21 protein-coding genes are annotated in these 23,217 nt (G+C 72.4%); 8 read left to right on the forward strand and 13 right to left on the reverse strand.

Annotated elements, in window-relative coordinates; translation table 11 throughout:
• Positions 1-39: 39 nt before the first annotated feature.
• Together ABZ865_RS13015 and ABZ865_RS13020 are read right to left on the reverse strand one after the other, a co-directional pair.
• On the reverse strand, positions 40-861 hold the full coding sequence (locus ABZ865_RS13015) for a hypothetical protein (RefSeq protein WP_361228323.1): 822 nt from the start codon (positions 859-861) through the stop codon (positions 40-42).
• A 187-nt stretch (positions 862-1,048) separates the two neighbouring features.
• Positions 1,049-2,263 carry an epoxide hydrolase family protein gene (locus tag ABZ865_RS13020; RefSeq protein WP_361228326.1) on the reverse strand — a complete coding sequence of 405 codons (1,215 nt, stop codon included), beginning with the start codon at positions 2,261-2,263 and terminating at the stop codon, positions 1,049-1,051.
• 245 nt (positions 2,264-2,508) lie between these two features.
• Between ABZ865_RS13020 and ABZ865_RS13025 the strand changes: the two genes are divergently transcribed.
• A complete protein-coding gene (locus ABZ865_RS13025; RefSeq protein WP_361228329.1) occupies positions 2,509-5,289 on the forward strand; it encodes an AAA family ATPase in 2,781 nt (926 codons plus the stop codon).
• Here the strand turns inward: ABZ865_RS13025 and ABZ865_RS13030 are convergent.
• The gene (locus ABZ865_RS13030; RefSeq protein ID WP_361228332.1) at positions 5,278-5,820 is read right to left on the reverse strand and encodes an ATP-binding protein; all 543 of its coding nucleotides are present in this window, start codon (positions 5,818-5,820) and stop codon (positions 5,278-5,280) included. The genes ABZ865_RS13025 and ABZ865_RS13030 overlap by 12 nt on opposite strands.
• Positions 5,821-6,032: 212 nt before the next feature.
• On the opposite strand from ABZ865_RS13030, the gene ABZ865_RS13035 reads away from it, so the two are divergent.
• Positions 6,033-6,632, forward strand: coding sequence for a TetR/AcrR family transcriptional regulator (locus ABZ865_RS13035; protein ID WP_361228335.1), 600 nt, complete (start codon positions 6,033-6,035; stop codon positions 6,630-6,632).
• A 22-nt stretch (positions 6,633-6,654) separates the two neighbouring features.
• On the opposite strand, the gene ABZ865_RS13040 is transcribed toward ABZ865_RS13035, so the two are convergent.
• The 3 genes from ABZ865_RS13040 to ABZ865_RS13050 all read right to left on the reverse strand — a co-directional run bounded on the left by ABZ865_RS13040 (position 6,655) and on the right by ABZ865_RS13050 (position 10,872).
• Entirely contained in the window at positions 6,655-7,764 is a 1,110-nt protein-coding gene (locus ABZ865_RS13040; protein ID WP_361228338.1) for a hypothetical protein, read from the reverse strand.
• A gap of 87 nt (positions 7,765-7,851) precedes the next feature.
• Positions 7,852-9,486: a M48 family metallopeptidase gene (locus ABZ865_RS13045; RefSeq protein WP_361228341.1), complete on the reverse strand. Its 1,635-nt coding sequence runs from the start codon at positions 9,484-9,486 to the stop codon at positions 7,852-7,854.
• A gap of 267 nt (positions 9,487-9,753) precedes the next feature.
• Positions 9,754-10,872: a hypothetical protein gene (locus ABZ865_RS13050; RefSeq protein WP_361228343.1), complete on the reverse strand. Its 1,119-nt coding sequence runs from the start codon at positions 10,870-10,872 to the stop codon at positions 9,754-9,756.
• 142 nt (positions 10,873-11,014) lie between these two features.
• Between ABZ865_RS13050 and ABZ865_RS13055 the strand changes: the two genes are divergently transcribed.
• Positions 11,015-12,172 carry a cystathionine gamma-synthase gene (locus ABZ865_RS13055; protein ID WP_361228346.1) on the forward strand — a complete coding sequence of 386 codons (1,158 nt, stop codon included), beginning with the start codon at positions 11,015-11,017 and terminating at the stop codon, positions 12,170-12,172.
• Positions 12,173-12,179: 7 nt separating this feature from the next.
• On the opposite strand, the gene ABZ865_RS13060 is transcribed toward ABZ865_RS13055, so the two are convergent.
• The 3 genes from ABZ865_RS13060 to ABZ865_RS13070 all read right to left on the reverse strand — a co-directional run bounded on the left by ABZ865_RS13060 (position 12,180) and on the right by ABZ865_RS13070 (position 13,625).
• Positions 12,180-12,428: a hypothetical protein gene (locus tag ABZ865_RS13060; RefSeq protein WP_361228349.1), complete on the reverse strand. Its 249-nt coding sequence runs from the start codon at positions 12,426-12,428 to the stop codon at positions 12,180-12,182.
• Between the two features lie 37 nt (positions 12,429-12,465).
• Entirely contained in the window at positions 12,466-12,969 is a 504-nt protein-coding gene (locus ABZ865_RS13065) for a sigma factor-like helix-turn-helix DNA-binding protein (protein ID WP_361228351.1), read from the reverse strand.
• 134 nt (positions 12,970-13,103) lie between these two features.
• Entirely contained in the window at positions 13,104-13,625 is a 522-nt protein-coding gene (locus ABZ865_RS13070) for a MarR family transcriptional regulator (protein WP_361228354.1), read from the reverse strand.
• A 145-nt stretch (positions 13,626-13,770) separates the two neighbouring features.
• Here ABZ865_RS13070 and ilvA point away from each other — a divergent pair, with 145 nt between their 5' ends.
• The 3 genes from ilvA to ABZ865_RS13085 all read left to right on the forward strand — a co-directional run bounded on the left by ilvA (position 13,771) and on the right by ABZ865_RS13085 (position 17,068).
• Entirely contained in the window at positions 13,771-15,000 is a 1,230-nt protein-coding gene (gene ilvA, locus ABZ865_RS13075) for a threonine ammonia-lyase (RefSeq protein WP_361228357.1), read from the forward strand.
• A 230-nt stretch (positions 15,001-15,230) separates the two neighbouring features.
• Positions 15,231-16,214: an ATP-binding cassette domain-containing protein gene (locus ABZ865_RS13080; protein ID WP_361228360.1), complete on the forward strand. Its 984-nt coding sequence runs from the start codon at positions 15,231-15,233 to the stop codon at positions 16,212-16,214.
• Positions 16,211-17,068, forward strand: a complete 858-nt coding sequence (locus ABZ865_RS13085) for an ABC transporter permease (protein ID WP_361228362.1) — start codon at positions 16,211-16,213, stop codon at positions 17,066-17,068. The genes ABZ865_RS13080 and ABZ865_RS13085 overlap by 4 nt, the downstream gene beginning before the upstream one ends.
• Positions 17,069-17,141: 73 nt before the next feature.
• Here the strand turns inward: ABZ865_RS13085 and greA are convergent, their stop codons facing one another.
• Both greA and ABZ865_RS13095 read right to left on the reverse strand, forming a co-directional pair.
• Positions 17,142-17,642, reverse strand: coding sequence for a transcription elongation factor GreA (gene greA, locus ABZ865_RS13090; protein WP_361228364.1), 501 nt, complete (start codon positions 17,640-17,642; stop codon positions 17,142-17,144).
• Positions 17,643-17,840: 198 nt separating this feature from the next.
• Positions 17,841-18,239, reverse strand: a complete 399-nt coding sequence (locus ABZ865_RS13095) for a DUF4307 domain-containing protein (protein WP_361228367.1) — start codon at positions 18,237-18,239, stop codon at positions 17,841-17,843.
• A gap of 102 nt (positions 18,240-18,341) precedes the next feature.
• Here ABZ865_RS13095 and mca point away from each other — a divergent pair, with 102 nt between their 5' ends.
• Both mca and ABZ865_RS13105 read left to right on the forward strand, forming a co-directional pair.
• Positions 18,342-19,223: a mycothiol conjugate amidase Mca gene (gene mca / locus ABZ865_RS13100; RefSeq protein ID WP_361228369.1), complete on the forward strand. Its 882-nt coding sequence runs from the start codon at positions 18,342-18,344 to the stop codon at positions 19,221-19,223.
• Positions 19,216-19,461 carry a hypothetical protein gene (locus ABZ865_RS13105; protein ID WP_361228372.1) on the forward strand — a complete coding sequence of 82 codons (246 nt, stop codon included), beginning with the start codon at positions 19,216-19,218 and terminating at the stop codon, positions 19,459-19,461. Before mca ends, ABZ865_RS13105 begins: the two co-directional genes overlap by 8 nt.
• 8 nt (positions 19,462-19,469) lie before the next feature.
• Here the strand turns inward: ABZ865_RS13105 and ABZ865_RS13110 are convergent, their stop codons facing one another.
• Together ABZ865_RS13110 and ABZ865_RS13115 are read right to left on the reverse strand one after the other, a co-directional pair.
• On the reverse strand, positions 19,470-22,673 hold the full coding sequence (locus tag ABZ865_RS13110; RefSeq protein ID WP_361228375.1) for a tetratricopeptide repeat protein: 3,204 nt from the start codon (positions 22,671-22,673) through the stop codon (positions 19,470-19,472).
• 77 nt (positions 22,674-22,750) lie between these two features.
• A complete protein-coding gene (locus ABZ865_RS13115; RefSeq protein WP_361228378.1) occupies positions 22,751-23,188 on the reverse strand; it encodes a hypothetical protein in 438 nt (145 codons plus the stop codon).
• Positions 23,189-23,217: the final 29 nt, after the last annotated feature.

Genomic DNA, 23,217 nt, shown 5'->3' on the forward strand with positions numbered 1-23,217 from the left:
GCTTCGGTCAGCGATCACTTCTGTTCTCTCCGTGGCTCGTCAGGACTCGTCGCCCCCGAAGACCTCCCCGGCGGCGTACGACCGCACGACAGCGCCGCCGCTCGCGCCCGCACCCTCCGCGGGCCGTACGACATGCACACGTCCGCGCCCCGACACCCGGCACCCGCCGTCGTCGGCCACCTCCACCAGCGTGTTCTCGTCCACGGCCACGCCGTACGGCACGGCACCGCGTCCCACGGCCGCGACCAGCCGCGCCAGCGTCCCCCACTGGGCGGCGTGCACATCCACCGCGAACGGCACGAGCCCGAGCCCCGGCCGTACCGCGACCTCCTCCAGATCCTCTCCGGTGTCCTCCGGGCACACCGGCACCCCGTCCAGCAGCCACCCGCCGACCACCGCGTGCCGCGCCGCCACGGCCGCGCCCGCCGAGAAGCCCGCGTACGGCATCCCGCGCTCGGCGAGCAACCGCGGCAACCGCTCCAGACAGCCGGCGAACGCCTCCTGATACGCCGGCGTCAGCCCGCCGCACACGAGCAGCCCGTCGAGGCCGTCCAGCGCGGCCCCGGCTTCGAACCGTTCCCCCAGCGGCACCAGCAACGGCACGGCCTCAGCCGCGACCCCCGTCTTCCCCAGCGCCACCGCATACCGCTCGAACTGCGCCGCCCCGTCCCCCTCGTCCACGACGAGGCACCCGATCCGCGGCACCCCGCCGGCCCGGTCCTTCGCCCGCCGCAGAAACGGCTCGTACACCTCCGGTGCGTCCCAACCCCCACCGATCAGAAACGTACGACCACTCATCCGTCGCCCCCTCATCTCCTGCGGCTCCCGCGTCTTCTGCGTCTTCTGCGTCTTCGGCGTCATCTGCGGCTCCCGCGCATTCCGCGAGGGGCGAATCTAGGCCGCACCCCGCCCGCCGTCACCCGAATTACCCGACAGCCGTCGATACAGCTCGGGGCGGCCGAGTGCTCCGGGTGGAGTGGAGCCACTCGGAACACTCGGCCGCCTCACGCGGTTAGGGCCTGTCCGGACGGTCGGAAGACCCGGTCAGCTAGCGCAGCGTCCGGAAGCCCGCGCGGACCTCGTCGACGAGTAGCTCCGGCTGTTCCCAGGCCGCGAAGTGGCCGCCCTTGGGGAGCCTGTTGTAGTGGACGAGGTTGGGGTAGGCCTGCTCCGTCCAGCTCTTGGGGGCCTGGTAGAGCTCGTCGGGGAAGACGCTCACGGCGACCGGCAGCTTCACGCCGTTGATGCCGAAGAAGGACGTCTTGTTCTCCGCGTAGAGGCGGGCAGCGGAGACCGCTGTGTTGGTCAGCCAGAACAGCGTGATGTTGTCCAGGACGTCGTCCCGGGTCAGGCCCTCGGCGACACCGGCGAAGGACCGGGAGATCAGGGCCAGGCTGGCCGCGTCGTGGTCGAGCAGGAACGCCGCGAGACCGACGGGGGAGTCCACCAGTCCGGTCAGCGTCTGCGGGCGCGACGCCATCATGTACGCGTAGTAGACGTGCCGGTACACGAAGTCCAGCTGCTCGACCGCCGCCTGCTCGTCGGCCGAGAGCGACAGACCCTCGGGCAGCGGGTTGCCCACGGCGAGCGCGGCGTCGATGGCGGCCGGGATCACCTTGGGCATGTTGGTGTGGATGCCGATCAGGCCCTCGGGCTCCTGGGCGCCCATGAGGTCGGTGACGATCGCACCCCAGTCGCCGCCCTGCGCGCCGTACTTCGTGTAGCCCAGGCGCTTCATCAGCTCGCCCCAGGCACGGGCGATGCGCTCGGGGCCCCAGCCGGTCGTGGCCGGCTTGCCCGAGAAGCCGTAGCCGGGCATCGACGGAATCACCAGGTGGAAGGCGTCCGACGCGCTCCCGCCGTGGGCGGTGGGGTTGGTCAGCGGGTCGATGATCTTCAGCTGCTCGACGACCGAGCCCGGCCAGCCGTGGGTGACGATCAGCGGCAGAGCGTCCTCGTGCTTCGAGCGGACGTGGATGAAGTGGATGTCCAGCCCGTCGATCTCGGTGATGAAGTGCGGCACGGCCTTCAGCTTCGCCTCGGCCTTGCGCCAGTCGTACTCCGACGCCCAGTACCGCGCGAGTTCCTTCATCGTCTCCAGCTGCGGGCCCTGCGACTGGTCCGCGACGGTCTCCTTCTCGGGCCAGCGCGCCGCCTTGATGCGTGCGCGCAGATCCTCGAGCTCCGCCTCGGGGAACTCGAACGTGAACGGCCGGATCTCCGGAGCGCCGGGAGTGGCGGCAGTGCCGGGAGTGGCGGACATGTGTATCTCCTTGCTGTTACCGGCGACCTCGCGTCGTCGGCTCGTCCACCATCGCGGGATCGGGCATGCGTCGGCCCCGGGAAACCCCCGGGGTTCGTCCCGGGGTGCGTCCCCGGGGTCGGACTCCGGGCCGTACCTCGGGCCGGACCCCGGGGTGTCGCCGGGCCGCGCGGGATCAGACTGCGGCGAGCACCATATGGAGGGAGGGGTCAGAGGCCTCCGAGCAGCGGGTCAGGAGAACGACCATGGGCGTGCCGGTCGGTGATACGCGGGTCGGACTGCTGGGCCGGGACCGGGAGCTCGCCGCGCTGGAGCGGGTGCTGGCCACGGCGCGGGCGGGCAGCAGCGCGGTCCTGGTCCTGCGCGGCGAGGCCGGCATCGGCAAGACCGCGCTGCTGGACCACGCCGCGCGCCGGGCCGTCGGATTCCGCACCGTCGCAGTGTCGGGCGTCGAGTCGGAGCTGGGGCTCCCGTTCGCGGGTCTTCACCAGCTGTGCGCGCCCCTGCTGGAGCGCCTCCCCGAGCTGCCGGGACCGCAGCGCGACGCGCTGTCCGTCGCCTTCGGGCTGCGGGAGGGCAAGGCGCCGAACCCACTCCTGGTGGGCCTGGCCGCGCTCGGTCTGCTGGCCGGCGCCGCGGAGCCCCGGCCACTGGCCTGTCTCGTCGACGATGCGCAGTGGCTGGACGAGGAGTCCCTGGAGATGCTGGCGTTCGTCGCCAGGCGGCTGATGGCCGAACCGACGGCTCTGATCTTCGCCCTGCGCGAGCCCGACGACCGTCGGCAGCTGGCCGGTCTGCCGGAACTGATCGTCGAAGGCCTCGGCGAGGCTCACGCGCGCACCCTGCTGGCCTCGGCCGTCCGCGTGCCCCTCGATCCGCTGGTACGGGACCGGATCCTCGCCGAGGCGCACGGCAACCCGATGGCCCTGCTGCAGGTGCCGCACGCGCCCGCGGAGCTGGCGGGCGGTTTCTGGCTTCCCGGCAGGCGCCCCGTGGCGAGCCGCATCGAGGACGCCTTCACCCAGCGGTTCCGGTCACTGCCGCAGGACAGCCGGCGCTTCGTGCTCACCGCTGCGGCGGAACCGACCGGAGACGCGCACCTGTTGTGGCGTGCGGCCGGTCTCCAGGCGCTGCCGGAGGACGCCGCGGCGCCGGCCGAGGCCGCGGGACTGGTCGAATACGGCGCCCGGGTGCGGTTCCACCACCCCCTGGTACGTTCGGCCGTCTACCGGAGCGCGTCCGCACCGGAGCGACGGGCGGCGCACCGGGCGCTGGCCGAGGCCACCGACCCTCACCGTGACCCGGATCGCAGAGCGTGGCACAGCGCGCACGCCGCCACCCGGCCCGACGCGGGCGTCGCCGACGAACTGGAACGCTCGGCCGGCCGGGCCCGGGGCAGGGGAGGAGCCGCCGCGGCAGCCTCGTTCCTCAGGCGGGCGACGGACCTGACGCCCGATCCCGCACTCCGCGTCACCCGGGCGCTGACCGCCGCCCAGGCCGCGATCGACGCCGGCGAGACGACCGCGGCCCGCACCATGCTGGCGGCCGCGGAGGCCGGCCCCCTCGACGACCTGCTGCGCGCCCGGCTCGAGCGGCTGCGCGCCCGGCTGGTCTTCTCCCGGCTGCGGGGCGGCGACGCGCCCCGGCTCCTGCTCGACGCCGCACACCGGCTGGCACCCCTCGACGCCACCCTCGCCCGTGACACCCTGCTGGAAGCGCTCGGCGCGGCGATCTTCGCCGGCCGCCTCGGTACGGGACGCGGACAGCGAGAGGTGGCCGAGGCGGCCCGCGCCGGACCCCCGTCGCCGACGCCGCCGCGGATGGTCGACATCCTTCTGGACGGCCTCGTCAGCCGGATCATCGACGGCTACGCCGCCGGCGTCGCCCCGCTCCGGCACGCGCTGCGCGTCGCCCGGCGGGAACAGACGTCCGGCGCGACGGACGCGGACAAACGCTGGCTGTGGCTGGCGTTCCGAGTGATACCCGAGCCCATCGCGCCGGAGCTCTGGGACGACGACGAATGGCACGAGCTGGCGAGCGGCGCCGTCCGCATCGCCCGCGACGCGGGGGCGCTCGCCGTCCTTCCGATGGCGCTGACCTACGAGGCGTGTTCCCACGTCCATGCCGGCGCGTTCGACACCGCGGCCGCCCTGGTCGACGAGGCCACGGCGATCTCGGAAGCGGTGGGCGGCGCGCCCATGATGTACACGTCACTGGTGCTCGGCGCCTGGCGGGCACCGGAATCCCAGGCGCTGCGGCTCATCGAGACCACCGTCGAAGAGGTGCGCGCCCGGGGCGAGGGACGCTCGCTCGGCCTCGCCGAATACGCGAGGGCCCTGTTGTACAACGGCCTCGGCCGCTACGACGACGCGCTGTCGGCCGCGACACGCGCATGCCGGTACGAGGATCTGGGCTTCTTCGGATGGGCACTGACCGAACTGATCGAGGCCGCCGCCCGCAGCGGGCAGCCGGAGACCGCCGCCGCGGCGCTGGACCGGCTCACCGAACGCACCCGCGCCGCCGGAACCGAGTGGGCCCGGGGCACGGAGGCCTGCTCGCGCGCGCTGGTGAGCGACGACCGGGTCGCCGACTCGCTCTACCAGGAGGCGATCGAGCACCTCGGACGCTGCCGGATGGCCGTGCACCTGGCCCGTGCCCGCCTGTTGTACGGCGAGTGGCTGCGCCGCCGGGGCCGACGCCAGGAAAGCCGCGCCCAACTGCGTGCCGCCTACGAGGCGTTCGGCCGGTTCGGAGCCGAACGCTTCGCGGAGCGCGCCCGCACGGAACTCCTGGCGACCGGAGAAACCGTACGCAAGCGGACGGCGGGCGCCGACACCGAACTCACCGGCCAGGAAGCCCGCATCGCCGGGCTGGCCAGAGACGGGCACACCAACCAGGAGATCGCCGCCCAGCTCTTCATCAGCCCGCGCACGGTGGAATGGCACCTCGGCAACGCGTTCGCCAAGCTCGGAGTCGGATCACGAAGGCAGCTTCGCTCGGTGCTGACTCTGCCGTCACCCGAATGACCCGGCCTCGGCGGGCAGTTCGAACCAGACGGTCTTGCCGGTGCCCGTCAGCATGCTGCCCCAGGCGGCCGCGAGCAGGTCGAGGAGTTCGGTGCCGCGGCCGCCCTCCGCGTCCAGGTCGGCGACGTTGCGCACGGGGTCGGCGGACTCCGTGTCCTCGACCTCGCACAGCAGACGGGAGTCGTTCAGGCGCAGATTGAGCCGGAGGGGGCCGCGCGTGTGGCGCAGGGCGTTGGTGACCACTTCGCTGACCAGGAGCTCGGCCGTGTCGGACAGGTGGCCCACACCCCAGTCGCCCAGCTGCGCGGTCACCAGACGCCGGGCCCGGCGCACCGAGACCGGTTCCCGCTCCAGGGGCCAGGAAGCGTCCCAGGTGGTGGCGCGGCCACGAGGCGCGTCCAGCGGTCGCAGCGGTGCGAGCGCGCGGGACCACAGGGCCCACTGCCTGGCGATCCACGAGGGCGCGGCGGCACGTGAGGACCGACCTTCCCGGCTGCGGGCGATGGAACGGCCGACGGCCACGATGACCATGGGGATCAGTCCCTTCCGAAACGCGGCGGTCACTCCGCCGGGGAGCGGGCCGCGTATGCGCCAGGCGCGCATACATGTAGCGGCCGCTACACCTAAAATATAGACGTAATGGGCGCTACAGTAAAGACATCACCAAAAAGTGATGAAACGGACGATCGGGAACCGTCGTCCCCGTACGCGTTCAGTCGCCCGGCGCGCATCCAGGAGCCTCCATGCCTCGCCCACCCGATCCAGCCAAGCGGCGCGCCCTACTAGCCCAGGTCCGTGCGTATGTTCTGCGCAACGGCCTCGCGGACCTCTCCCTCCGCCCGCTGGCCCAGGCCCTGGGCACGAGCGACCGCATGCTTCTGTACTACTTCGGCACCAAGGAACGGATGGTCGCCGAGGCACTCACCGTCTTCGAGCGCCGGCCCCTCCTGCGCGCCCGCGATCTGCTGGAAACCGTCGGCTCGCCCACGGACCCCGCGGGCCTGCGCCGCTTCATGGAGGAGGTGTGGCGACAGTCCGGCGAGCCCGACGTACGCGCCACACTCCCGCTCTACCTCGAGATCTTGAGTGCCGGTGTCTTTCACCCGGACCGCTACGGGACCGTCGTCCGCGACATCGCCACCGAGTGGACGGACCTGCTCGTCTCCGTCTTCGCCGGCATCGGCATGGGCCAGGACCGGGCCCGGACCCAGGCCACGCTCCTGATCTACGCCACGCTCGGCCTCCTGATCGCCCCGCTGGCGGACGGCCACTGGGAGCGTGCCGACAAGGCGTTCCAGGCACTGCTCGACAGCCTGGAACCCGGATGGCACACGAGGACGTGACGACCGTGCCCGGGAAGCCGGATCAGGCGGTCGCCGTCACCGCATGGGCCACCGTGTTGCGAACCTGGCAGTAGTGCCTCGCCATTCCGTCGCCGCGGTAGCGCCACGGCAGTGCGTTGACGTGGCCGTCGACCAGCTTGAACTGTTCCAGTGCCGCCTCGTTCCGGTCCTGCAGGTGCAGGTAGAACGCCAGGAGGTGGCGCAGTTCCGGCAGACGCGGGTGGGCGGGGTCGGCGGCGGCCGCGTCCGCGAGGGCCGCGTTGACGCGGGCCAGCATCTCGGGGGTGTTGTCGGCGGCCGTGTCCTCGGACTCGTCGTGCTCGAAGTGGGCGATCAGCGGCAGCGCCGTCAGCAGGCTGCCCAGCGGCGCCTCGGCAGCCGCGCGCTCGGCGAACTCGAAGGCCAGCCGCTTGGAGCCCCGCCACTTCGCGCACCAGTACTGGAGCGCCGAGAAGTGGGCCTCGTAGTGGTGCGGGGCGCGGGTGATGATCTCCGCCCAGAGCTTGTCCATCTCGGCGTTCGAGTAGCCGAGGCCGAGCGCCACCCAGATCTCCGCGACGTACGGCGTCGGGTCGTCGGGGTTCAGGGCCGCCGCCCGCGCGATCTCCTCGCGGGCGCTCCGCAGCGTGCGGTGGAAGCCCTCGGCCTGCTCCCGCGTCGTGTATTGGGCCTGCTTCGCGCCGCGCAGCTCCCAGGCGAGCTTCACCGTGCTGCGCGCCCGTACGACGGCCGCGTCCGGGTCGTCGGGACGCGCGGCCTCCCAGGCCAGCAGCCACTCGTCGTCCCGCGCGGCCGGCTCGGCGAGCAGGAACGCGACGGCCGAGCGGCGCTCCCAGTCCCGGCCGATGCCGCGCAGCAGCTCGGCGGCGGGCTCCCAGTCGCCGGTGCGCACCGCGGCGAGCGCGGCCGCCCAGTCCGCGGGCAGCGGGGCGGCGTACTCGGTGTTCTGCCGCTCGACGGGCAGCAGCCCGAGCTTCGCGGCGGTCACGGCCTCCTCGGCCGCGTCCGCCGCCTCGGCGCCGTCGTCCGGGCTCGGCTTGAAGAACTCCTTCAGGAACACCCCGGCCAGCCACAGCACGAAGAGCAGCGCGGGAATGCCCAGGGCGGCCAGGATCCAGAGCAGGACGGTCATGGCAGGGTGCGGTCCGTTCGTCGGAGGGGCGGCGGGGTGCCGGTGGTGGGGGTGGAGCGCCGGTGGCGGGGCGGAGGGCCGGCGGCCTTATGCGGGCTGGGGCGCCGCCGGGGGCAGCAGGGCCCGGAGCGGGGCGGTGTCGGGGTGGTCGGCGAGTGCCGCGGCGACGGCCGCCTCGAGTACGGCCTCGGGGCCGTCGGCGTCGGTGTGCTCCGCGTCCCAGCCGGGCAGGCGGACGGTGGCCGCCTGGGACCAGGAGAACTCCCAGTGCAGCAGCGAACGTTCGCTGAACTCGGACAGCACCATCGTGCGCAGCGAGTCGCCGAGCCCGGGGCGTACGAACTCGCGGAAGGCGCGGCCCTTCGCCGCGGCCGCCTCCTCGGACAGGGGGAGCTTCTCGGCCAGCCGCCACAGCCGGCCGTCGTCGATGACGTCCAGCAGCGCGGAGAGCGTCGCCGGCTGCCCGGTGTACTCGGCCAGCGCCCGCTGCAACGGGGTGTTCACCGACGACAGGCCCTCGGCCATGGTGGCGCTCAGCAGCTCCTGCCATTCGGCGCGCCGGAAGGCCAGCACCTCCGGCTTGAGGACCGCGTCCTCCAGCGCGGCCAGGGTGCGCCCGAGGTCGGTGAGCAGGTCCAGCGCGGCGCCCTTCGCCTCCTCGGCGCGGCCGTCGGCGGGCAGCGCCTCGATCCGGCGCACGCGCTCGGCGATCGGCGGGTGGGAGTCGTACGGCGAGGCGGGCTCCGACGGCAACTCCGCACGCAGATCGGCCAGTTCCAGCTCGCGGGCCGTCAGCAGCCGGCCGAAGCCGCCGAAGAACTCGCCGCGCGGCGGCAGCACCTTCGCCCGCAGACCCAGGGTGGCGTAGGAGTCGAGGTAGAAGCCGTGGGAGGCGACGAGGACCGGGATCTCGCGCAGTGCGGAGGCGGTGGCGTCGCGTCCGGCGATACGGGCGGCCGCGAGGTCGGCCTCGAACTCCTGGGCGCGGGCGGTGGACTGCGAGGCGCGCAGGTAGAGCTTGGCGTAGAGGGTGTAGATCGCCGCCATCATGCGGTACGTCGCGCCGGCCCCGCGGGTGTTGATCTCCCTGGCCGTCTTGCCCTTGGCGACCCGCTTGGCGGAGGCCTCCTCCTGGCGGGCGCGCTCGGCGGCCGCCTTGCCGTCCGCGCTCGCGTGGAACTGGTCGATGACCCGGCCGATCTGCACCCGGCCGCGCACCACGAGCGCGGCCAGCCGGGTGTCACCGCTGGTGAAGTGGCCGTACTCATGGGCGAGCACGCCCCGCAGCTGCGCCTCGCTCAGTCCGGTCAGCAGCGGTACACCGAGGTAGAGGCGGCGCGGGCCCGGGAGCAGGCCGAGCAGGCGCGGCTCCTCGCTCACGGCCGCGTTGACCTCGGCGGTGAGCAGGATGCGGTCGGGGGCACGGGTGCCGGTGGCCGCCGCGAGTTCCCGTACCAGCGCCCACAGCCGGGGCTCGTCGGCCTCGGTGACCTCGATGCCGGGCCGGCCCTCACCCTTGGGAATGCGCAGCATGAACATGCCGCGTACGACGGGGATCGCCAGCAGCACCGAGACGATGGCGATCTTCACGGCGGCCGCGCCGTGCACCCAGTCGAACACGGCGATGTCGAGGCCGATCAGCGCCGCGAGCAGGACGAGGCTCAGCAGGTAGAACCCGCAGAGCAGGACGAGGGCGCGCAGCGCGCGCAGAGTTGCGCCCATCGGGCAGATCCCCCCACAGGACCCGGGAACAAGACACAGGAATGAGAAGCAGGAACAGGAAGAAGGAACGAGAAGCAGGAGCGAGAAGCAGGAACGCGGAACAGGAACTGGTGGAACGGTTCCGGTGGGTACCGCGGGGCGGTGCCGCCGGTGAGTGTGGGGGGCTCAGCGCGGGCTCGCGCAGGCTCGGGCAAAGCAACAGCAAAGCCGGAGCAAGCGGAGTATGCCCCACCGCAGGTCAGCGGGGCAATCCTGAATGCGGGCCGGTCAGCCGGGCAGGGTCGCGGGGCTGCCGCCGTTGGCCTCGTACCCCGCCACCGCCACCGCGCGGAAGAGGGCGAACTCGGCGGCCGGGTCGTCGTACAACGTCCACGGCAGCGCGCCGACATGGCCGTCGACGTGTATCAGCTGGTCCATGGCCTCCGCCCAGCGCTCGGCCCGTACCAGGAAGAAGACCAGCAGATGGCGGACGTGCGCGAGCATCGGGTCCTCGGGGAGGGCCGTGTGCACCGCGTGCAGCGCGCCGTGGATCGCCTTCGTGACGACCTCGCTCTGGTAGAAGCTCGCGACCAGGTTCACCTCGGGCAGGTGCTCGAAGACGGCGAACAGCGGCAGCGCGGCCAGCAGCGAGCCCTCGGGGGCACGGGCCGCCGCGGCCTCGGCGAAGGCGTACGCCTGCTCGCGCGAGCCGTGCCACTTCTCGCACCAGTAGTGCAGCGCGGCCAGGTGCGCGCCCATGTGGTGGGGAGCGCGGTCCAGGATGTCCAGCCACAGCTTCTCGAACTCCGGCCGCGGACAGGCGACGCCGCGCGCGACGGACAGCTCGACGATGTACGGCACCGGGTCGCCGGGGGCGAGCAGCGCGGCCTCCGCGCACGCCGCCCGGGCCTCCTCCATGATGATCCGGAAGTCCTCCGTGCCCGGCCGCGAGGTCCGCCACGCCTGCTGCGCCAGGAACTCGGCGTACACCGCCGCGCACCCCGCGTCCTCGGGCCGCTCGGCCCGCCACACCCGCAGCCACTGTCCGCCGGGCACCTCGTGTATCCCGCCCGGACGCTCCCGCAGCTCCAGCGCCGCCGCGCCGCCGAAGGCCTGCACGCGCTGCCAGCGCTCCTCGCCCTCGGCCGCGGTGCCCGCCAGCAGTTGGGCGGCCGCGCGGTAGTCCTGCGTGCGCTGCACCAGGTCCAGGACGTCCAGCAGGTCCTGGTCGGGGCCGGGCATCCGCACGTCCAGGTCCTCCTGGCGCAGGAAGCCGTAGGCCTCCGGGTCGGCGCCGTCCGGGTGGCCCGGGGGGACCTGCCCGATCGCCCCGCGTCCGCGCCGCAGCAGCGGCAGCAGCACGAAGCTCAGCATGAGCAGCGCCATGAGCAGCCAGAGAATCGCCATGCCCCAAGCGAACCAGACGGCGCCGACAATTGGCCAACCCCCTCCGCCGAGCCTGTGGAAAACTCCGGCTCGGCCCCGCGCGACCGTGCCGTGCGCCCGCGCGGGCGCCACTATCCGGCCAGGCGCACTACGCTCGGTGCACATGAGCGACAGGCACATCAGTCAGCATTTCGAGACCCTCGCGATCCACGCGGGCAACACCGCGGATCCCCTCACCGGCGCGGTCGTCCCGCCCATCTACCAGGTCTCGACCTACAAGCAGGACGGCGTCGGCGGCCTGCGCGGCGGCTACGAGTACAGCCGTAGCGCCAACCCGACCAGGACCGCCCTGGAGGAGAACCTCGCCGCGCTGGAGGGCGGCCGCCGCGGCCTCGCCTTCGCGTCCGGCCTCGCGGCCGAGGACACCCTGCTGCGCACGCTGCTCGTCCCCGGCGACCATGTGGTGATCCCGAACGACGCGTACGGCGGCACCTTCCGTCTCTTCGCCAAGGTCGCCACCCGCTGGGGCGTGGAGTGGTCCGTCGCCGACACCAGCGACCCGGCCGCCGTGCGGGCTGCGATCACTTCGAGGACCAAGGCCGTGTGGGTGGAGACCCCCTCCAACCCGCTGCTCGGCATCACCGACATCGCCGCCGTCGCCCAGATCGCGCACGACGCGGGCGCCAGGCTCGTCGTCGACAACACCTTCGCCACGCCCTACCTCCAGCAGCCGCTGTCGCTCGGGGCGGACGTCGTCGTGCACTCCCTGACCAAGTACATGGGCGGCCACTCGGACGTGGTCGGCGGCGCGCTGATCGTCTCCGACCAGGCGCTGGGCGAGGAACTGGCCTACCACCAGAACGCGATGGGCGCCGTCGCCGGCCCCTTCGACTCCTGGCTGGTGCTGCGCGGCACGAAGACCCTCGCGGTGCGCATGGACCGGCACAGCGAGAACGCCACGAAGATCGCCGACATGCTGACTCGGCACCCGCGCGTGACCGGCGTGCTCTACCCGGGCCTGCCCGAGCACCCCGGCCACGAGACCGCCGCCAAGCAGATGAAGGCGTTCGGCGGCATGGTGTCGTTCCGGGTCGAGGGCGGCGAGGAGGCGGCCGTCGAGGTGTGCAACCGCGCCCAGGTGTTCACCCTCGGCGAGTCCCTGGGCGGCGTCGAGTCGCTCATCGAGCACCCGGGCCGGATGACGCACGCCTCCGCGGCCGGTTCCGCGCTGGAGGTCCCGGCGGACCTGGTGCGCCTGTCGGTGGGCATCGAGAACGTCGAGGACCTGCTGGAGGACCTGGACCAGGCCCTGGGCAAGTAGACCGGGGTCACCAGCCGGTGATGGGTGGGGTCGTCTGGGAGGGCGGCTCCACCCAGGGCTGCGCCTCGACGGCCCAGACGGTGAACGCCACGGCCGCGGCGCACAGCAGCAGCCACAGCAGACCGCGGGCGAGCCGGCGGCGGCGCAGCAACCGGGCGCCGCGGCGGACGACCTCGCCGTACAGATCCGGCGGCACGGGCGCCGGCGCCTGTTCCATGAGCTGCCGTACGGCGGCCTCCCGTTCGGACCGGTTCACCGGGGCCTCCCCTCGGGCCGCCCGTCCCGCCGACGGCTCATGACGGTGCCACCTTCGCGCCCATCGCGCGCGGGGCGGCCGTGCGCGCCGGATGCAGCACGGTGGCCGTCGCGCGGTCGCACAGGGTGCGCACCCGCTCGGCGGGCAGGCCCAGCAGAGCCGCCGTCTGTTCCTCGGCGACCCCCTCGTACAGCCGCAGCACCAGGATCAGCCGCTCCTGCGGTCTCAGGGCGGCGAGCGGGCTGCGCGGATCGGGCCGGGCGCGGCCGAGGGCGCCGTAGTGGTGCCATGTCCCGCGCGCGAAGCGGGTGGCGAGGTACTGGCGGGCGCAGTCGTAGGGGTCCTCGCCGCGCAGCCGGTCCCAGCGGGCGTACGTGTGGGCGAGCGCCAGCGTCAGCAGGCGCCGCGCGCGCGGGTTGGCGTCCGGGGCCTCGGCGGTGAGCAGGGTCGCCGCATGCAGCAGCCGTCCTGCCGCGCCCGCGACGAACGCCTCGAACTCCCGGGCCCGGCGGGCATCGTGCCGTGCCTGCCGCTCACGCACCGCGCCTCCCCCTGAGGGAGTCCTGTCGGCTACGGATCGGATGAACCGTGTACGACTCAGGACCCGGTCTCATATGAGGCCAGCGGTGGCCCAAGGTCAAGAGTCCGGACCGCACGGAGGCGTCGGCGGATGCCTCAGGAGGCGGCCGGGGGCTCCGCCGCGGGAACTCCCTGCACCGTCATGCGGGCGGACAGCGCGGTGTTGAAGCGCGTGAGCAGCCCGCAGAACTGCTCGCGCTCCTCCGGCGCCCAGTCCTGGGTCAGCTCGGCCATCAACTGACGGCGGGAGGAACGCACTTCCTCCAGCCGGGACAGCCCGCGCGGGGACAGCTGGAGCACCACCGCGCGGCCGTCCTCCGGGTGCGAGGTGCGCTTGACGAGCCCGGTGTCGACCAGGGGAGCCACCTGCCGGGTCACCGTGGACGAGTCGATCCCCATGCTCGCGGCCAGCGCCTTGACGCCCATGGGGCCTTCCTTGTCGAGGCGGTTGAGCAGCAGATACGCGGCGCGGTCCATGGAGTTGCGCACCTGTCCGACGCCGCCGAGCCGGGTCTGTTCGGCACGCCGGGCGAAGACCGCCACCTCGTGCTGGAGGGTGTCGAGAAGACCGGTGTCACCGACGGTCGTCATGTCCATCGACATTTCAGGTGTGGGCATGGCCGGAGGCTCGCTTCATGAAGGGGTGCTGGGTTGGGGGACAGGGTACGCGGCCCGGCGGCAGGCCGTACCAGCGCTGCGCAAACCCGGTCTCGGAGCTTGGTCGCTCCCGTCATGTGCGACCGCGAACTGCGAGACTTGAGTCATGAGCTACGGCACGGCTGACTCCTTGCTTTCCGTCACCCTCGACGATGTGCGCGGGGCCCAGAAGATGCTCTCGGGTGTGGCGCGGGTGACCGCGATGGAGGGCAGCCGGCACCTGTCCCAGCTGGTCGGCGCGCCGGTGCACCTCAAGTGCGAGAACCTGCAGCGGACCGGCTCGTTCAAGCTGCGCGGCGCCTACGTCCGCATCGCCGGGCTGCTGCCGGAGGAACGTGCCGCCGGGGTGGTGGCCGCGAGCGCCGGCAACCACGCGCAGGGCGTGGCCCTGGCCTCCGCGCTGCTCGGGGTGCACGCCACCGTGTTCATGCCGAAGGGCGCCCCGCTGCCCAAGATCAGCGCGACCCGGGAGTACGGCGCCGAGGTGCGCCTGCACGGCCATGTCGTGGACGAGACGCTGGCCGCGGCCCAGGAGTACGCGGCCGAGACGGGCGCGGTGTTCATCCACCCCTTCGACCACCCGGACGTGATCGCCGGTCAGGGCACGGTCGGCCTGGAGATCCTGGAGCAGTGCCCGGAGGTGGGCACGATCATCGTCGGCATCGGGGGCGGCGGGCTCGCGGCCGGCATCGCGGTCGCCGTGAAGACGCTGCGGCCGGACGTCAGGATCGTCGGGGTGCAGGCGGAGGGTGCGGCGGCCTATCCGCCCTCGCTCGCCGCCGGGCGTCCGGTGTCGGTGCAGAGCCCGGCGACGATGGCCGACGGCATCAAGGTGGGCAGGCCCGGCGAGGTGCCGTTCGGGATCATCAGCGAGCTGGTCGACGAGGTGCGCACGGTCAGCGAGGACCAGCTGTCGGCGGCGCTGCTGCTGTGCCTGGAGCGGGCCAAGCTGGTCGTGGAACCGGCCGGGGCGAGCCCGGTCGCCGCGCTGCTCGGCGAGCCCGGCGCCTTCCCCGGACCGGTGGTCGCGGTGCTGTCCGGCGGCAACGTCGACCCGGTGCTGCTGCAGCGGGTGCTGCGGCACGGCATGGCCGCGCAGGGCCGCTACCTGGCGGTTCGGCTGCGGCTGATGGACCGGCCGGGCGCCCTCGCCACGCTCCTCGGGGTGTTGTCAGTGGTGGACGCTAATGTCCTCGACGTGAGCCACGTCCGAACCGATCCCCGGCTCGGGCTCACGGAGGCGGAGGTGGAGCTGCACCTCGAGACGAAGGGTCCGGCGCACTGCGCCGAGGTCGGCCAGGCCCTGCGCGAGGCGGGCTACACGGTCATCGACTGAGGCCGGGCGCGACCGACGACCGAGGCCGGGCACGACCGCCGGCACCGGATGATCACTCGTTCGAGCAATCCCGCGACAAGCCCATTGAGAGACGCGATACATCGCGTTATGGTGTGTCGTGTGGCCGGGAGGACGGTGTTCCGTCCGCGTGTGGAAAACCACAGGCGCCCACCGGCGAGCAGAACCTAGCCTGCCCTTCCGAAACATCCCCCGACGACGTGGAGACAGATATGCCAGGCGCCATCTATGCCGAAGGCCTGGTGAAGACCTTCGGTGACGTAAAGGCACTGGACGGCGTCGACCTCGATGTCCCCGAGGGCACCGTCCTCGGCCTCCTCGGGCCGAACGGTGCCGGCAAGACGACGACCGTCCGCTGTCTGACGACCCTGCTGCGACCGGACAGCGGCAAGGCGGTGGTCGCCGGCGTGGACGTACTCAAGCACCCCGACGCCGTCCGCCGCTCCATCGGCCTGTCCGGCCAGTTCGCGGCGGTCGACGAGTACCTGACCGGCCGCGAGAACCTCCAGATGGTCGGCCAGCTCTACCAGATGAAGGCCAAGGCGGCCAAGGAGCGTGCGGCGGAGCTGCTGGAGCAGTTCAACCTCACGGACGCCGCCGACCGCCCCGCCAAGACCTACTCCGGAGGCATGCGCCGCCGGCTCGACCTCGCGGCCGCCCTCGTCGTCTCACCGCCCGTGATGTTCATGGACGAACCGACGACCGGCCTCGACCCCCGCAACCGCCAGCAGTTGTGGGAGGTCATCAAGCAGCTCGTCTCCGGCGGCACCACCCTGCTGCTCACCACCCAGTACCTCGAAGAGGCCGACCACCTGGCCCACGACATCGCCGTCGTCGACCACGGCCGTGTCATCGCCAAGGGCACCTCCGACCAGCTCAAGGCCCGCACCGGCGGCGAGCGCGTCGAGGTCGTGGTGCACGAGCCCGAGCAGATCGCGGGGGCCGCCGAGGTGCTCGGCCGCTTCGGCAAGGGCGAGACCACCATCGAGAACCACACCCGCAAGCTCACCGTCCCCGTCACCGGCGGCGCCAAGCTGCTCGCCGAGGTCATCCGGGAGCTGGACACCCGCGGGATCGAGATAGACGACATCGGACTGCGCCGCCCCACCCTCGACGACGTGTTCCTGTCCCTGACCGGACACGTGGCCGAGGCTGCCGAACAGGGCGAGGCGAACGGCAAGGAGGCCGTGAAGTGAGTGCCGTGACCGACGCCGCCCGTATCGAGGCGCCCGGCAACCCCGTGAGCCGGTCCGTCCGGGACTCGATGATCGTCGCCAAGCGCAACCTGATCCGCATGTCCCGGATCCCGGAGATGGTCATCTTCGGGCTCATCCAGCCCATCATGTTCGTGGTGCTGTTCACCTACGTGTTCGGCGGCTCCATGAAGATCGGCGGCAGCACCAGCGCCGTCGACTACACGAACTTCCTGATGGCCGGCATCTTCGCGCAGACCGTCACGTTCGCCACCGCCAGCTCCGGCGCCGGCATCGCCGACGACATGCACAAGGGCCTCATCGACCGCTTCCGCTCCCTGCCCATGGCGCGCGGTGCGGTCCTGACCGGGCGCACCCTCGCCGACCTGGTGCAGACCGCGCTCACCCTGCTGGTCCTCGCCATCGTCGCGCTCATCGTCGGCTGGCGGGTCGGGACCTTCCAGGACACCAACGCGGCCAAGGTCGCGGGCGCCTTCGCCCTGCTGCTCCTGCTCGGGTACGCGTTCACCTGGATCGGCGCCCTCATCGGCCTGTCCGTACGCACCCCCGAGGCGGCCACGTCGGGCGGTCTGATCTGGCTGTTCCCGGTGACGTTCATCTCGAACGCGTTCGTGGACACCGGCAACATGACCCCCTGGCTGCGGCACATCGCGGAGTGGAACCCGTTCAGCGCCACCGTCCAGGCGGCCCGTGTGCTCTTCGGCAACCCGGGCCAGTCCCACTCGGGCGCCTGGCCCATGGAGCACCCGGTGTGGGCCTCGCTGCTCTACTCCCTGCTGATCATCCTGGTCTTCCGCACCCTGGCGGTCCGCAAGTACCGCTCGGCCACCGCCTGACACCGTCCGACGGCATGACGAAGCCCCCGGCGTCCGTGGACACCGGGGGCTTCGCCCCATCAGGAAGACCGGGTCAGCCCGAGTACGGCTCGGCCTTGAGGATCCTCACCGAGGCCTTCTTGCCGTTGGGCAGCTCGTACTCCGCGTCCTCGCCGACCTTGTGGCCGATGACGCCGGCGCCCAGCGGGGACTGCGGCGAGTACGTCTCGATGTCGGCGCTCGCGTACTCGCGGGAGGCGAGCAGGAACTCGAGCGTGTCGTCCTCGTCACCGTCGAAGGCGATCGTGACGACCATGCCGGGCGCGACGGCACCGTCCGCGGAGGTCGGAGCCTCTCCGACCTGGGCGTTCTCGAGCAGCTGGGTCAGCTGGCGCACACGGAGCTCCTGCTTGCCCTGCTCCTCCTTGGCCGCGTGGTACCCGCCGTTCTCACGCAGGTCGCCCTCCTCGCGCGCGGCCGCGATCTTGGCGGCGATCTCCGTGCGCGCAGGACCAGTAAGGTACTCAAGCTCGTCCTTGAGCTTGTTGTACGCCTCCTGGGTCAGCCAGGTGACGTTCTCGCTGGTCTGGGTCACAGGGTGCTCCTCGTCGGTACTGGGAATACAAAGCATCGCCCTCCAAGAAGAATGTTCCCTCCTGGATGGGCGAAACCACGAGCCTAACAATTCAATGGCGAAAGGGGGAGGACATAAGCCATAAGAATCGCATCAATGCAGGTCAGCGTGTACGCATTGTGGGTGATTCGACCCGCTCACCCCGCCTGGCCGGCCAGATCAGCCGGTATGACAGCCCAGCAGCTCGGCCGTCGTGCCCCGGGCCGTCGTACGGAGCGTGACGACCTTGTCGATACGCGTGGCCGAACCGGTGAAACGGAAGTCCGCCCGGCCCACCTCCGCGCCGTCGGCCGACTGGGAACGCAGGGTGCAGTAGCCGTCCACACCGGAGTCCTTGTGGACCTCCAGATGCACCTTGACCGCGTCGTCCGAGGCCTGGAAGGCGATCACCTGGCCGCTGATCTCGTTCTGGGCGACGTAGTGGTAGGCGAAGAAGCCGACCACCGCGAGCAGGACGCCGCCCAGCACCACTCCCGCGATCTTGAGCCTCCGGTCGGCACGCTCGTCCGAGGAACGGCCGTAGCGGCCCTCGGGCAGCCGCGCGCTCGCCGTGCTCATGGTCGTCCTCTCCGCGGAATTATTCGCCCCCCGATTCCGTCACTATAGAAGCCGCCGATCGCGCCGAAGACACGGGGCGCCGACTGACCCGAGGATTGAGTCTTGACTGACCAGCTGCGACTGATGGCCGTTCACGCGCACCCCGACGACGAGTCGAGCAAGGGCGCGGCCACGATGGCGAAGTACGTGTCCGAGGGGGTGGACGTGCTGGTGGTGACCTGCACCGGCGGAGAACGCGGGTCCATCCTCAATCCCAAGCTCCAGGGCGACAGCTACATCGAGGAGCACATCCACGAAGTACGCAAGAAGGAGATGGACGAGGCCCGCGAGATCCTGGGCGTGAAGCAGGAGTGGCTCGGCTTCGTCGACTCCGGTCTGCCCGAGGGTGACCCGCTGCCGCCGCTGCCCGAGGGCTGCTTCGCCCTGGAGGACGTCGACAAGGCGGCCGGCGAGCTGGTGCGCAAGATCCGCGCCTTCCGCCCGCAGGTGATCACCACCTACGACGAGAACGGCGGCTACCCGCACCCCGACCACATCATGACCCACAAGATCTCCATGATGGCGTTCGAGGGCGCGGCGGACACCGAGAAGTACCCGGAGTCCGAGTTCGGCCCGGCCTGGCAGCCGCTCAAGCTCTACTACAACCAGGGCTTCAACCGCCCCCGCACCGAGGCGCTGCACCACGCGATGCTGGAGCGCGGCCTGGAGTCGCCGTACGGGGAGTGGCTCAAGCGCTGGAAGGAGTTCGAGCGCACCGAGCGCACGCTGACCACGCACATCCCGTGCGCGGACTTCTTCGAGATCCGCGACAAGGCGCTGATCGCCCACGCCACGCAGATCGACCCCGACGGCGGCTGGTTCAAGGTGCCGATGGAGCTGCAGAAGGAGGTCTGGCCCACGGAGGAGTACGAGCTCGCGAAGTCGCTCGTGGACACCTCCCTCCCCGAGGACGACCTCTTCGCGGGCATCCGCGACAATGCCTGACATGAGTGCAAGCGTGAGCCTCGCAGTGACCCACCTCGTCCCCCTCGCCAAGGAGGTCGACGAGAACAAGGTCACCCCCGGTGTCCTGGGCTTCATCGTGTTCGCGGTGATGGCCCTGGCCGTGTGGCGCCTGATGAAGTCCATGAACAAGCACATGCAGCGGGTCGACTTCCAGGAGAAGCCCTCCGGGTCCGCCGGGGCCGACGAGACGGCCGACCCCACCGCGCAGCGGGGCTGACCGCCCGGTCAGCCCCTCGCCGGCACCGCCACACCCATCACCTCGCGGGCGTGGCGGTCCGGCGTCATGCGCAGCCGCCAGGCCTCCCAGCCCGTCTCCAGTGTGATGCCCCGCTCCAGCAGCAGCGCGTACGCCGGCACGTACTCGGCGAGCTTCTCGTCCCGCAGCGGATGTGTGGCACGGGCCAGCTGGGCGAGCTCCTCCTGGGCCACGGCCGTACCCACCTCCACCCCGCCCGGCGCCGCGTACGGCAGCAGGGTGCAGCGCAGGAAGCGGGCCCAGTCCTCGCCGCGGCGGTCACCGTAGGACGTGAACAGGATCAGCGCCTCGTCGCACAGGGCGAGCGCCTGCGGGGTACGGGCGTTGCCCGCGTCCACCACGGCCAGCTCCAGGCAGGTCCAGGCCTCGCCGTGCGCGACCCCGATGCGCTGGAAGTCGGCCCGGGCGTCCACCAGCAGCTGGCGGGCGAAGCCCGAGTTGCGCAGGGAGCCGGTCTGCGCCGCCCGCTGGTCCCGGGTGACCCGCGCCGAGTGGTGCCGGGCACAGGCGAGCCCGTAGACGTCACGCATCCGCGAGAACATCGTCCGGCTCCGCTCCAGCTCACGCACCGCCCGGTCCAGGTCACCGGTCTCCTCCAGCGCCTGGCCGAGGTAGTACAGCGTCCAGGCCTCCCCGCGCACGTCCTCGTTGTCCCGGTGCCGGGCGGCCGCCCGACGCAGATCCTCGACGGCCGGGGCGGCGTCGCCGTCCACCAGCCGCGCCCGAGCCAGCTGGGTCAGCGCCCAGGCCTCCCCGCGGGCGTCCTGCGTCCGCCCGTACCGCTCCAGGGCCGCCCGCAGCTCCGTCTGCGCCCTCGGCACGTCCCCCATGCGCAGCGCCAGCTGGCCCAGCTGGAAGTGCGCCCACGCCTCGCCGTGCACCGAGCCGCCCTCGCGGTGCAGGACCAGTGAGCGGGTGAGCAGGTCCAGGGCCTCCGCCAGACGGGCCCGGTCACGCTGCACCGCCGCCAGCGCGTGCATCGTCCAGGCGCGGTCCGTCGCCAGCTCGGGCGCCGCCTGCAGATCGAGGGCCTCCTGCAGCTTGGCGGCCGCCTCGAGAAGGTTGCCCTGGTGGTGCAGGGTGATCCCGAGCGAGCCCAGGGCACGCGCCGCCCCCGCGTCGTGATGGGCCTCCCGGTACAGGTCCACCACCGAGGCCAGCGTGGTGCGGGCCTTGTCCAGCTCGCCCAGCTGCCGGGCCGCGATACCGGTACGCCACTGCACCGACCGCAGCAGCAGCCCCTCGTCCACCGCCTGCGCCAGCTCGCTGATCTCACCGAGCCGGTACAGATCGCCGCGCAGCAGGCAGTAGTCGCACAGGGCGCCCAGCAGGTTCCGCACCGCCGCCCGGTCCACGCCCTCCGCCTGCCGCAGCGCCGAGGTGATGAAGCTCGACTCGTCGTCCAGCCAGCGCAGCGCCTCGTCCAGCGAGGTGAAGCCGTGCGGGCCGAACCGGTCCGAACGCGTCGACATGTTGCCGTCGACCAGACGCAGCACCGAGTCCGCCAGCTCCGCGTAGTTCGCGATCAGCCGCTCCTGTGCCGCCGCGCGCTCCGCCGGCTCCTCCTCGTCCAGCAGCCGGGCCTGGGCGAAGCCACGGACCAGGTCGTGCAGCCGGTAACGGCTGCCGCGCACATGGTCGAGCAGCCCGGCCCGCGCCAGCGCGACCAGATGCCGGGTGGCCTCCTGCTCGTCCGTGGCGAGCAGCGCCGCGGCCGCCGCCGCGCCCAGCGAGGCCCGGCCCGCCAGCGCCAGTCTCCTCAGCAGCCGACGCGTCGGCTCCGGCTGGTCGCTGTAGCGCAGCCACAGCACCCGCTCCACCGGCTCCACCGGACCGTACGCCCCCAGATCCGCGGCCAGCTGCCGAGGCGAGCGCGGACCCAGCGCGGAACCCGCGACCCGCAGCGCCAGCGGCAGACCCCCGCACAGCTGCCGGATCCGGTCGGCGGACTCCGCGTCGTACGGCCCCGACGTGTCCTGGGCGGCCGCGTTCAGCAGCTCCTCCGCGCCCGCCGCGTCCAGCGCCTCCACCGGCAGCCGGTGCACCCACGCCGGCAGGTCCGCGGGCAGCTCCAGCGGCGTGCGCGCGGTGACCAGCACCAGGCTGTCCGACCGCTCCGGCACCAGCGCCCGCACCTGCTCCGGGTCCGAGGCGTCGTCCAGCACGATCGTCACCGGCAGGCCTGTCAGATGCTGGTGGTACAGCTCCCCGAGCCGCTTGACCTGCTGGTCCGGGGAGGAACGCTCGCGGAACAGCAGCTGCTCGCGGGGCGCCCCGAGCCGGTTGAGCAGATGCAACAGGGCGTCCCGGGTCGGCAGCGGGGGCTCCTCCCGGCCCCCGCGCAGATCCACCACGACCGCGCCACGGAAGTGGTCCCGCAGCTCGTGCGCCGCCCGCACCGCAAGCGTCGTACGACCCGAACCGGGCTCGCCGTACAGCACCACCACCGTCGGCCGGGTCTCCGTGGCCGCCCGCGCCGCCTGCGCCCACTGCCTGATCCGCGCCATCTCCTGCCGACGCCCCGCGAACGGGCCCTCCGGCTCCGGGAGTTGACCGAACGACTGCTCCAGTACCGTGCGCCTGCGGGCCGCCGCGCTCTTGTCCGCGCCGCGCAGCGACGGGCCACCCGTCTTCTTCTGCGGGCCCGCCGAGGCGCTGAGCACCCGCTGCTGGTCGAGGAACGGGCGGATGCCCCGCACCTCCAGCGCGGTCAGCCACTGCAGTCGCAGCTGCTCCGGGCCACCGGGCTGGCCGGCCGCGCCCGCGCGATGGTGGGCGGCGGGCAGATGCGAACCGGCCACCTTCACCACGGTCGCGGCGGCGCCCACCACCCCCGCGGCCACGCCCGCACCGACCGCCGTGCCCGCGCCGGTCCCCAGGGACAGGTCCGCGACGGCGGCGGCGACCGCGGCGACGGCGGCCACCAGTAAGGCCGTTCCGGCGCCCTCGCGGGCGTAGCTCTGGCCGAAGGAGAGCCGGCCCGCCTCGGCCGCGTCGAGCGCGCGCGTGTAGGCCTCGTACTCCTCGGCCGCCGTTTGTGCCATGGAGTCCAGCGCGTCGCGCGCCCGCGAGAGCAGCAACTGCCCGTCGGTCCGGCCGCCCGAGCGGCGCACCTCCTCCTCCACGGCCCGCACCAGCAGCCGCTCGGCCTCCGCACGATGGCCGTCGCGCATGTCCCGTCCCCCTCCGGCGCCAACTCCGTCGCCTACGAGTGTCCTTGGGGGAAGGCGGGAGCGCGAGGGGTCGGCGATCAGGGGGAGGGTGAGGGTTTCGTGGGTATCCCCTCGCGCCGTGCCGTCCTGCGCGGCGGCTCCGCCAGCGCCAGCGCCACGCACACCCACGCCAGCCCCGCCTCCGCCACCGCACACGCGAGGGCCTGGACGAGATCGCCGCCCGACCGGGATGTCGTGATGTCGAACCACGCGTCCAGCACCGCCACCGCCGCCGTCGCGGAGGCCGTCAGGCGGGCACGGGGGTCGGCGCGCAGCCCCAGCAGGGCGGTCGCGGCGCAGCCCGCCGCCATCAGCACGTCCAGACCGATCCAGGCCAGCGACCAGTGCCGCACCTCCGTGCTGCCCGGCAGGGTCAGCGCGAGCACCACCATCCACGGCACCAGCAGAACGGCGCCCGCCCCGAGCAGGACCAGCAGCCACCTCTTCAGCGGCGCCTTCGTCTTCGTCGACTTCATCGCAGCCCCGTTCCGTCGCGTTCCGCCAT

The sequence above is a fragment of the Streptomyces sp. NPDC047085 genome (assembly GCF_040643735.1).
Taxonomy (GTDB): domain Bacteria; phylum Actinomycetota; class Actinomycetes; order Streptomycetales; family Streptomycetaceae; genus Streptomyces.

What these genes read in the sequence shown, in the direction of transcription:
- ABZ865_RS13045 (WP_361228341.1), bottom strand. Translation starts at nt 9,486, where the DNA reads ATGGGCGCAACTCTGCGCGCGCTGCGCGCCCTCGTCCTGCTCTGCGGG.
- ABZ865_RS13110 (WP_361228375.1), bottom strand. Translation starts at nt 22,673, where the DNA reads ATGCGCGACGGCCATCGTGCGGAGGCCGAGCGGCTGCTGGTGCGGGCC.
- ABZ865_RS13030 (WP_361228332.1), bottom strand. Translation starts at nt 5,820, where the DNA reads ATGGTCATCGTGGCCGTCGGCCGTTCCATCGCCCGCAGCCGGGAAGGT.
- ABZ865_RS13035 (WP_361228335.1), top strand. Translation starts at nt 6,033, where the DNA reads ATGCCTCGCCCACCCGATCCAGCCAAGCGGCGCGCCCTACTAGCCCAG.
- ABZ865_RS13050 (WP_361228343.1), bottom strand. Translation starts at nt 10,872, where the DNA reads ATGGCGATTCTCTGGCTGCTCATGGCGCTGCTCATGCTGAGCTTCGTG.
- ABZ865_RS13080 (WP_361228360.1), top strand. Translation starts at nt 15,231, where the DNA reads ATGCCAGGCGCCATCTATGCCGAAGGCCTGGTGAAGACCTTCGGTGAC.
- ABZ865_RS13105 (WP_361228372.1), top strand. Translation starts at nt 19,216, where the DNA reads ATGCCTGACATGAGTGCAAGCGTGAGCCTCGCAGTGACCCACCTCGTC.
- ABZ865_RS13115 (WP_361228378.1), bottom strand. Translation starts at nt 23,188, where the DNA reads ATGAAGTCGACGAAGACGAAGGCGCCGCTGAAGAGGTGGCTGCTGGTC.
- ABZ865_RS13015 (WP_361228323.1), bottom strand. Translation starts at nt 861, where the DNA reads ATGACGCCGAAGACGCAGAAGACGCAGAAGACGCGGGAGCCGCAGGAG.
- ABZ865_RS13055 (WP_361228346.1), top strand. Translation starts at nt 11,015, where the DNA reads ATGAGCGACAGGCACATCAGTCAGCATTTCGAGACCCTCGCGATCCAC.
- ABZ865_RS13095 (WP_361228367.1), bottom strand. Translation starts at nt 18,239, where the DNA reads ATGAGCACGGCGAGCGCGCGGCTGCCCGAGGGCCGCTACGGCCGTTCC.
- ABZ865_RS13040 (WP_361228338.1), bottom strand. Translation starts at nt 7,764, where the DNA reads ATGACCGTCCTGCTCTGGATCCTGGCCGCCCTGGGCATTCCCGCGCTG.
- ilvA (WP_361228357.1), top strand. Translation starts at nt 13,771, where the DNA reads ATGAGCTACGGCACGGCTGACTCCTTGCTTTCCGTCACCCTCGACGAT.
- ABZ865_RS13025 (WP_361228329.1), top strand. Translation starts at nt 2,509, where the DNA reads ATGGGCGTGCCGGTCGGTGATACGCGGGTCGGACTGCTGGGCCGGGAC.
- ABZ865_RS13020 (WP_361228326.1), bottom strand. Translation starts at nt 2,263, where the DNA reads ATGTCCGCCACTCCCGGCACTGCCGCCACTCCCGGCGCTCCGGAGATC.
- ABZ865_RS13070 (WP_361228354.1), bottom strand. Translation starts at nt 13,625, where the DNA reads ATGCCCACACCTGAAATGTCGATGGACATGACGACCGTCGGTGACACC.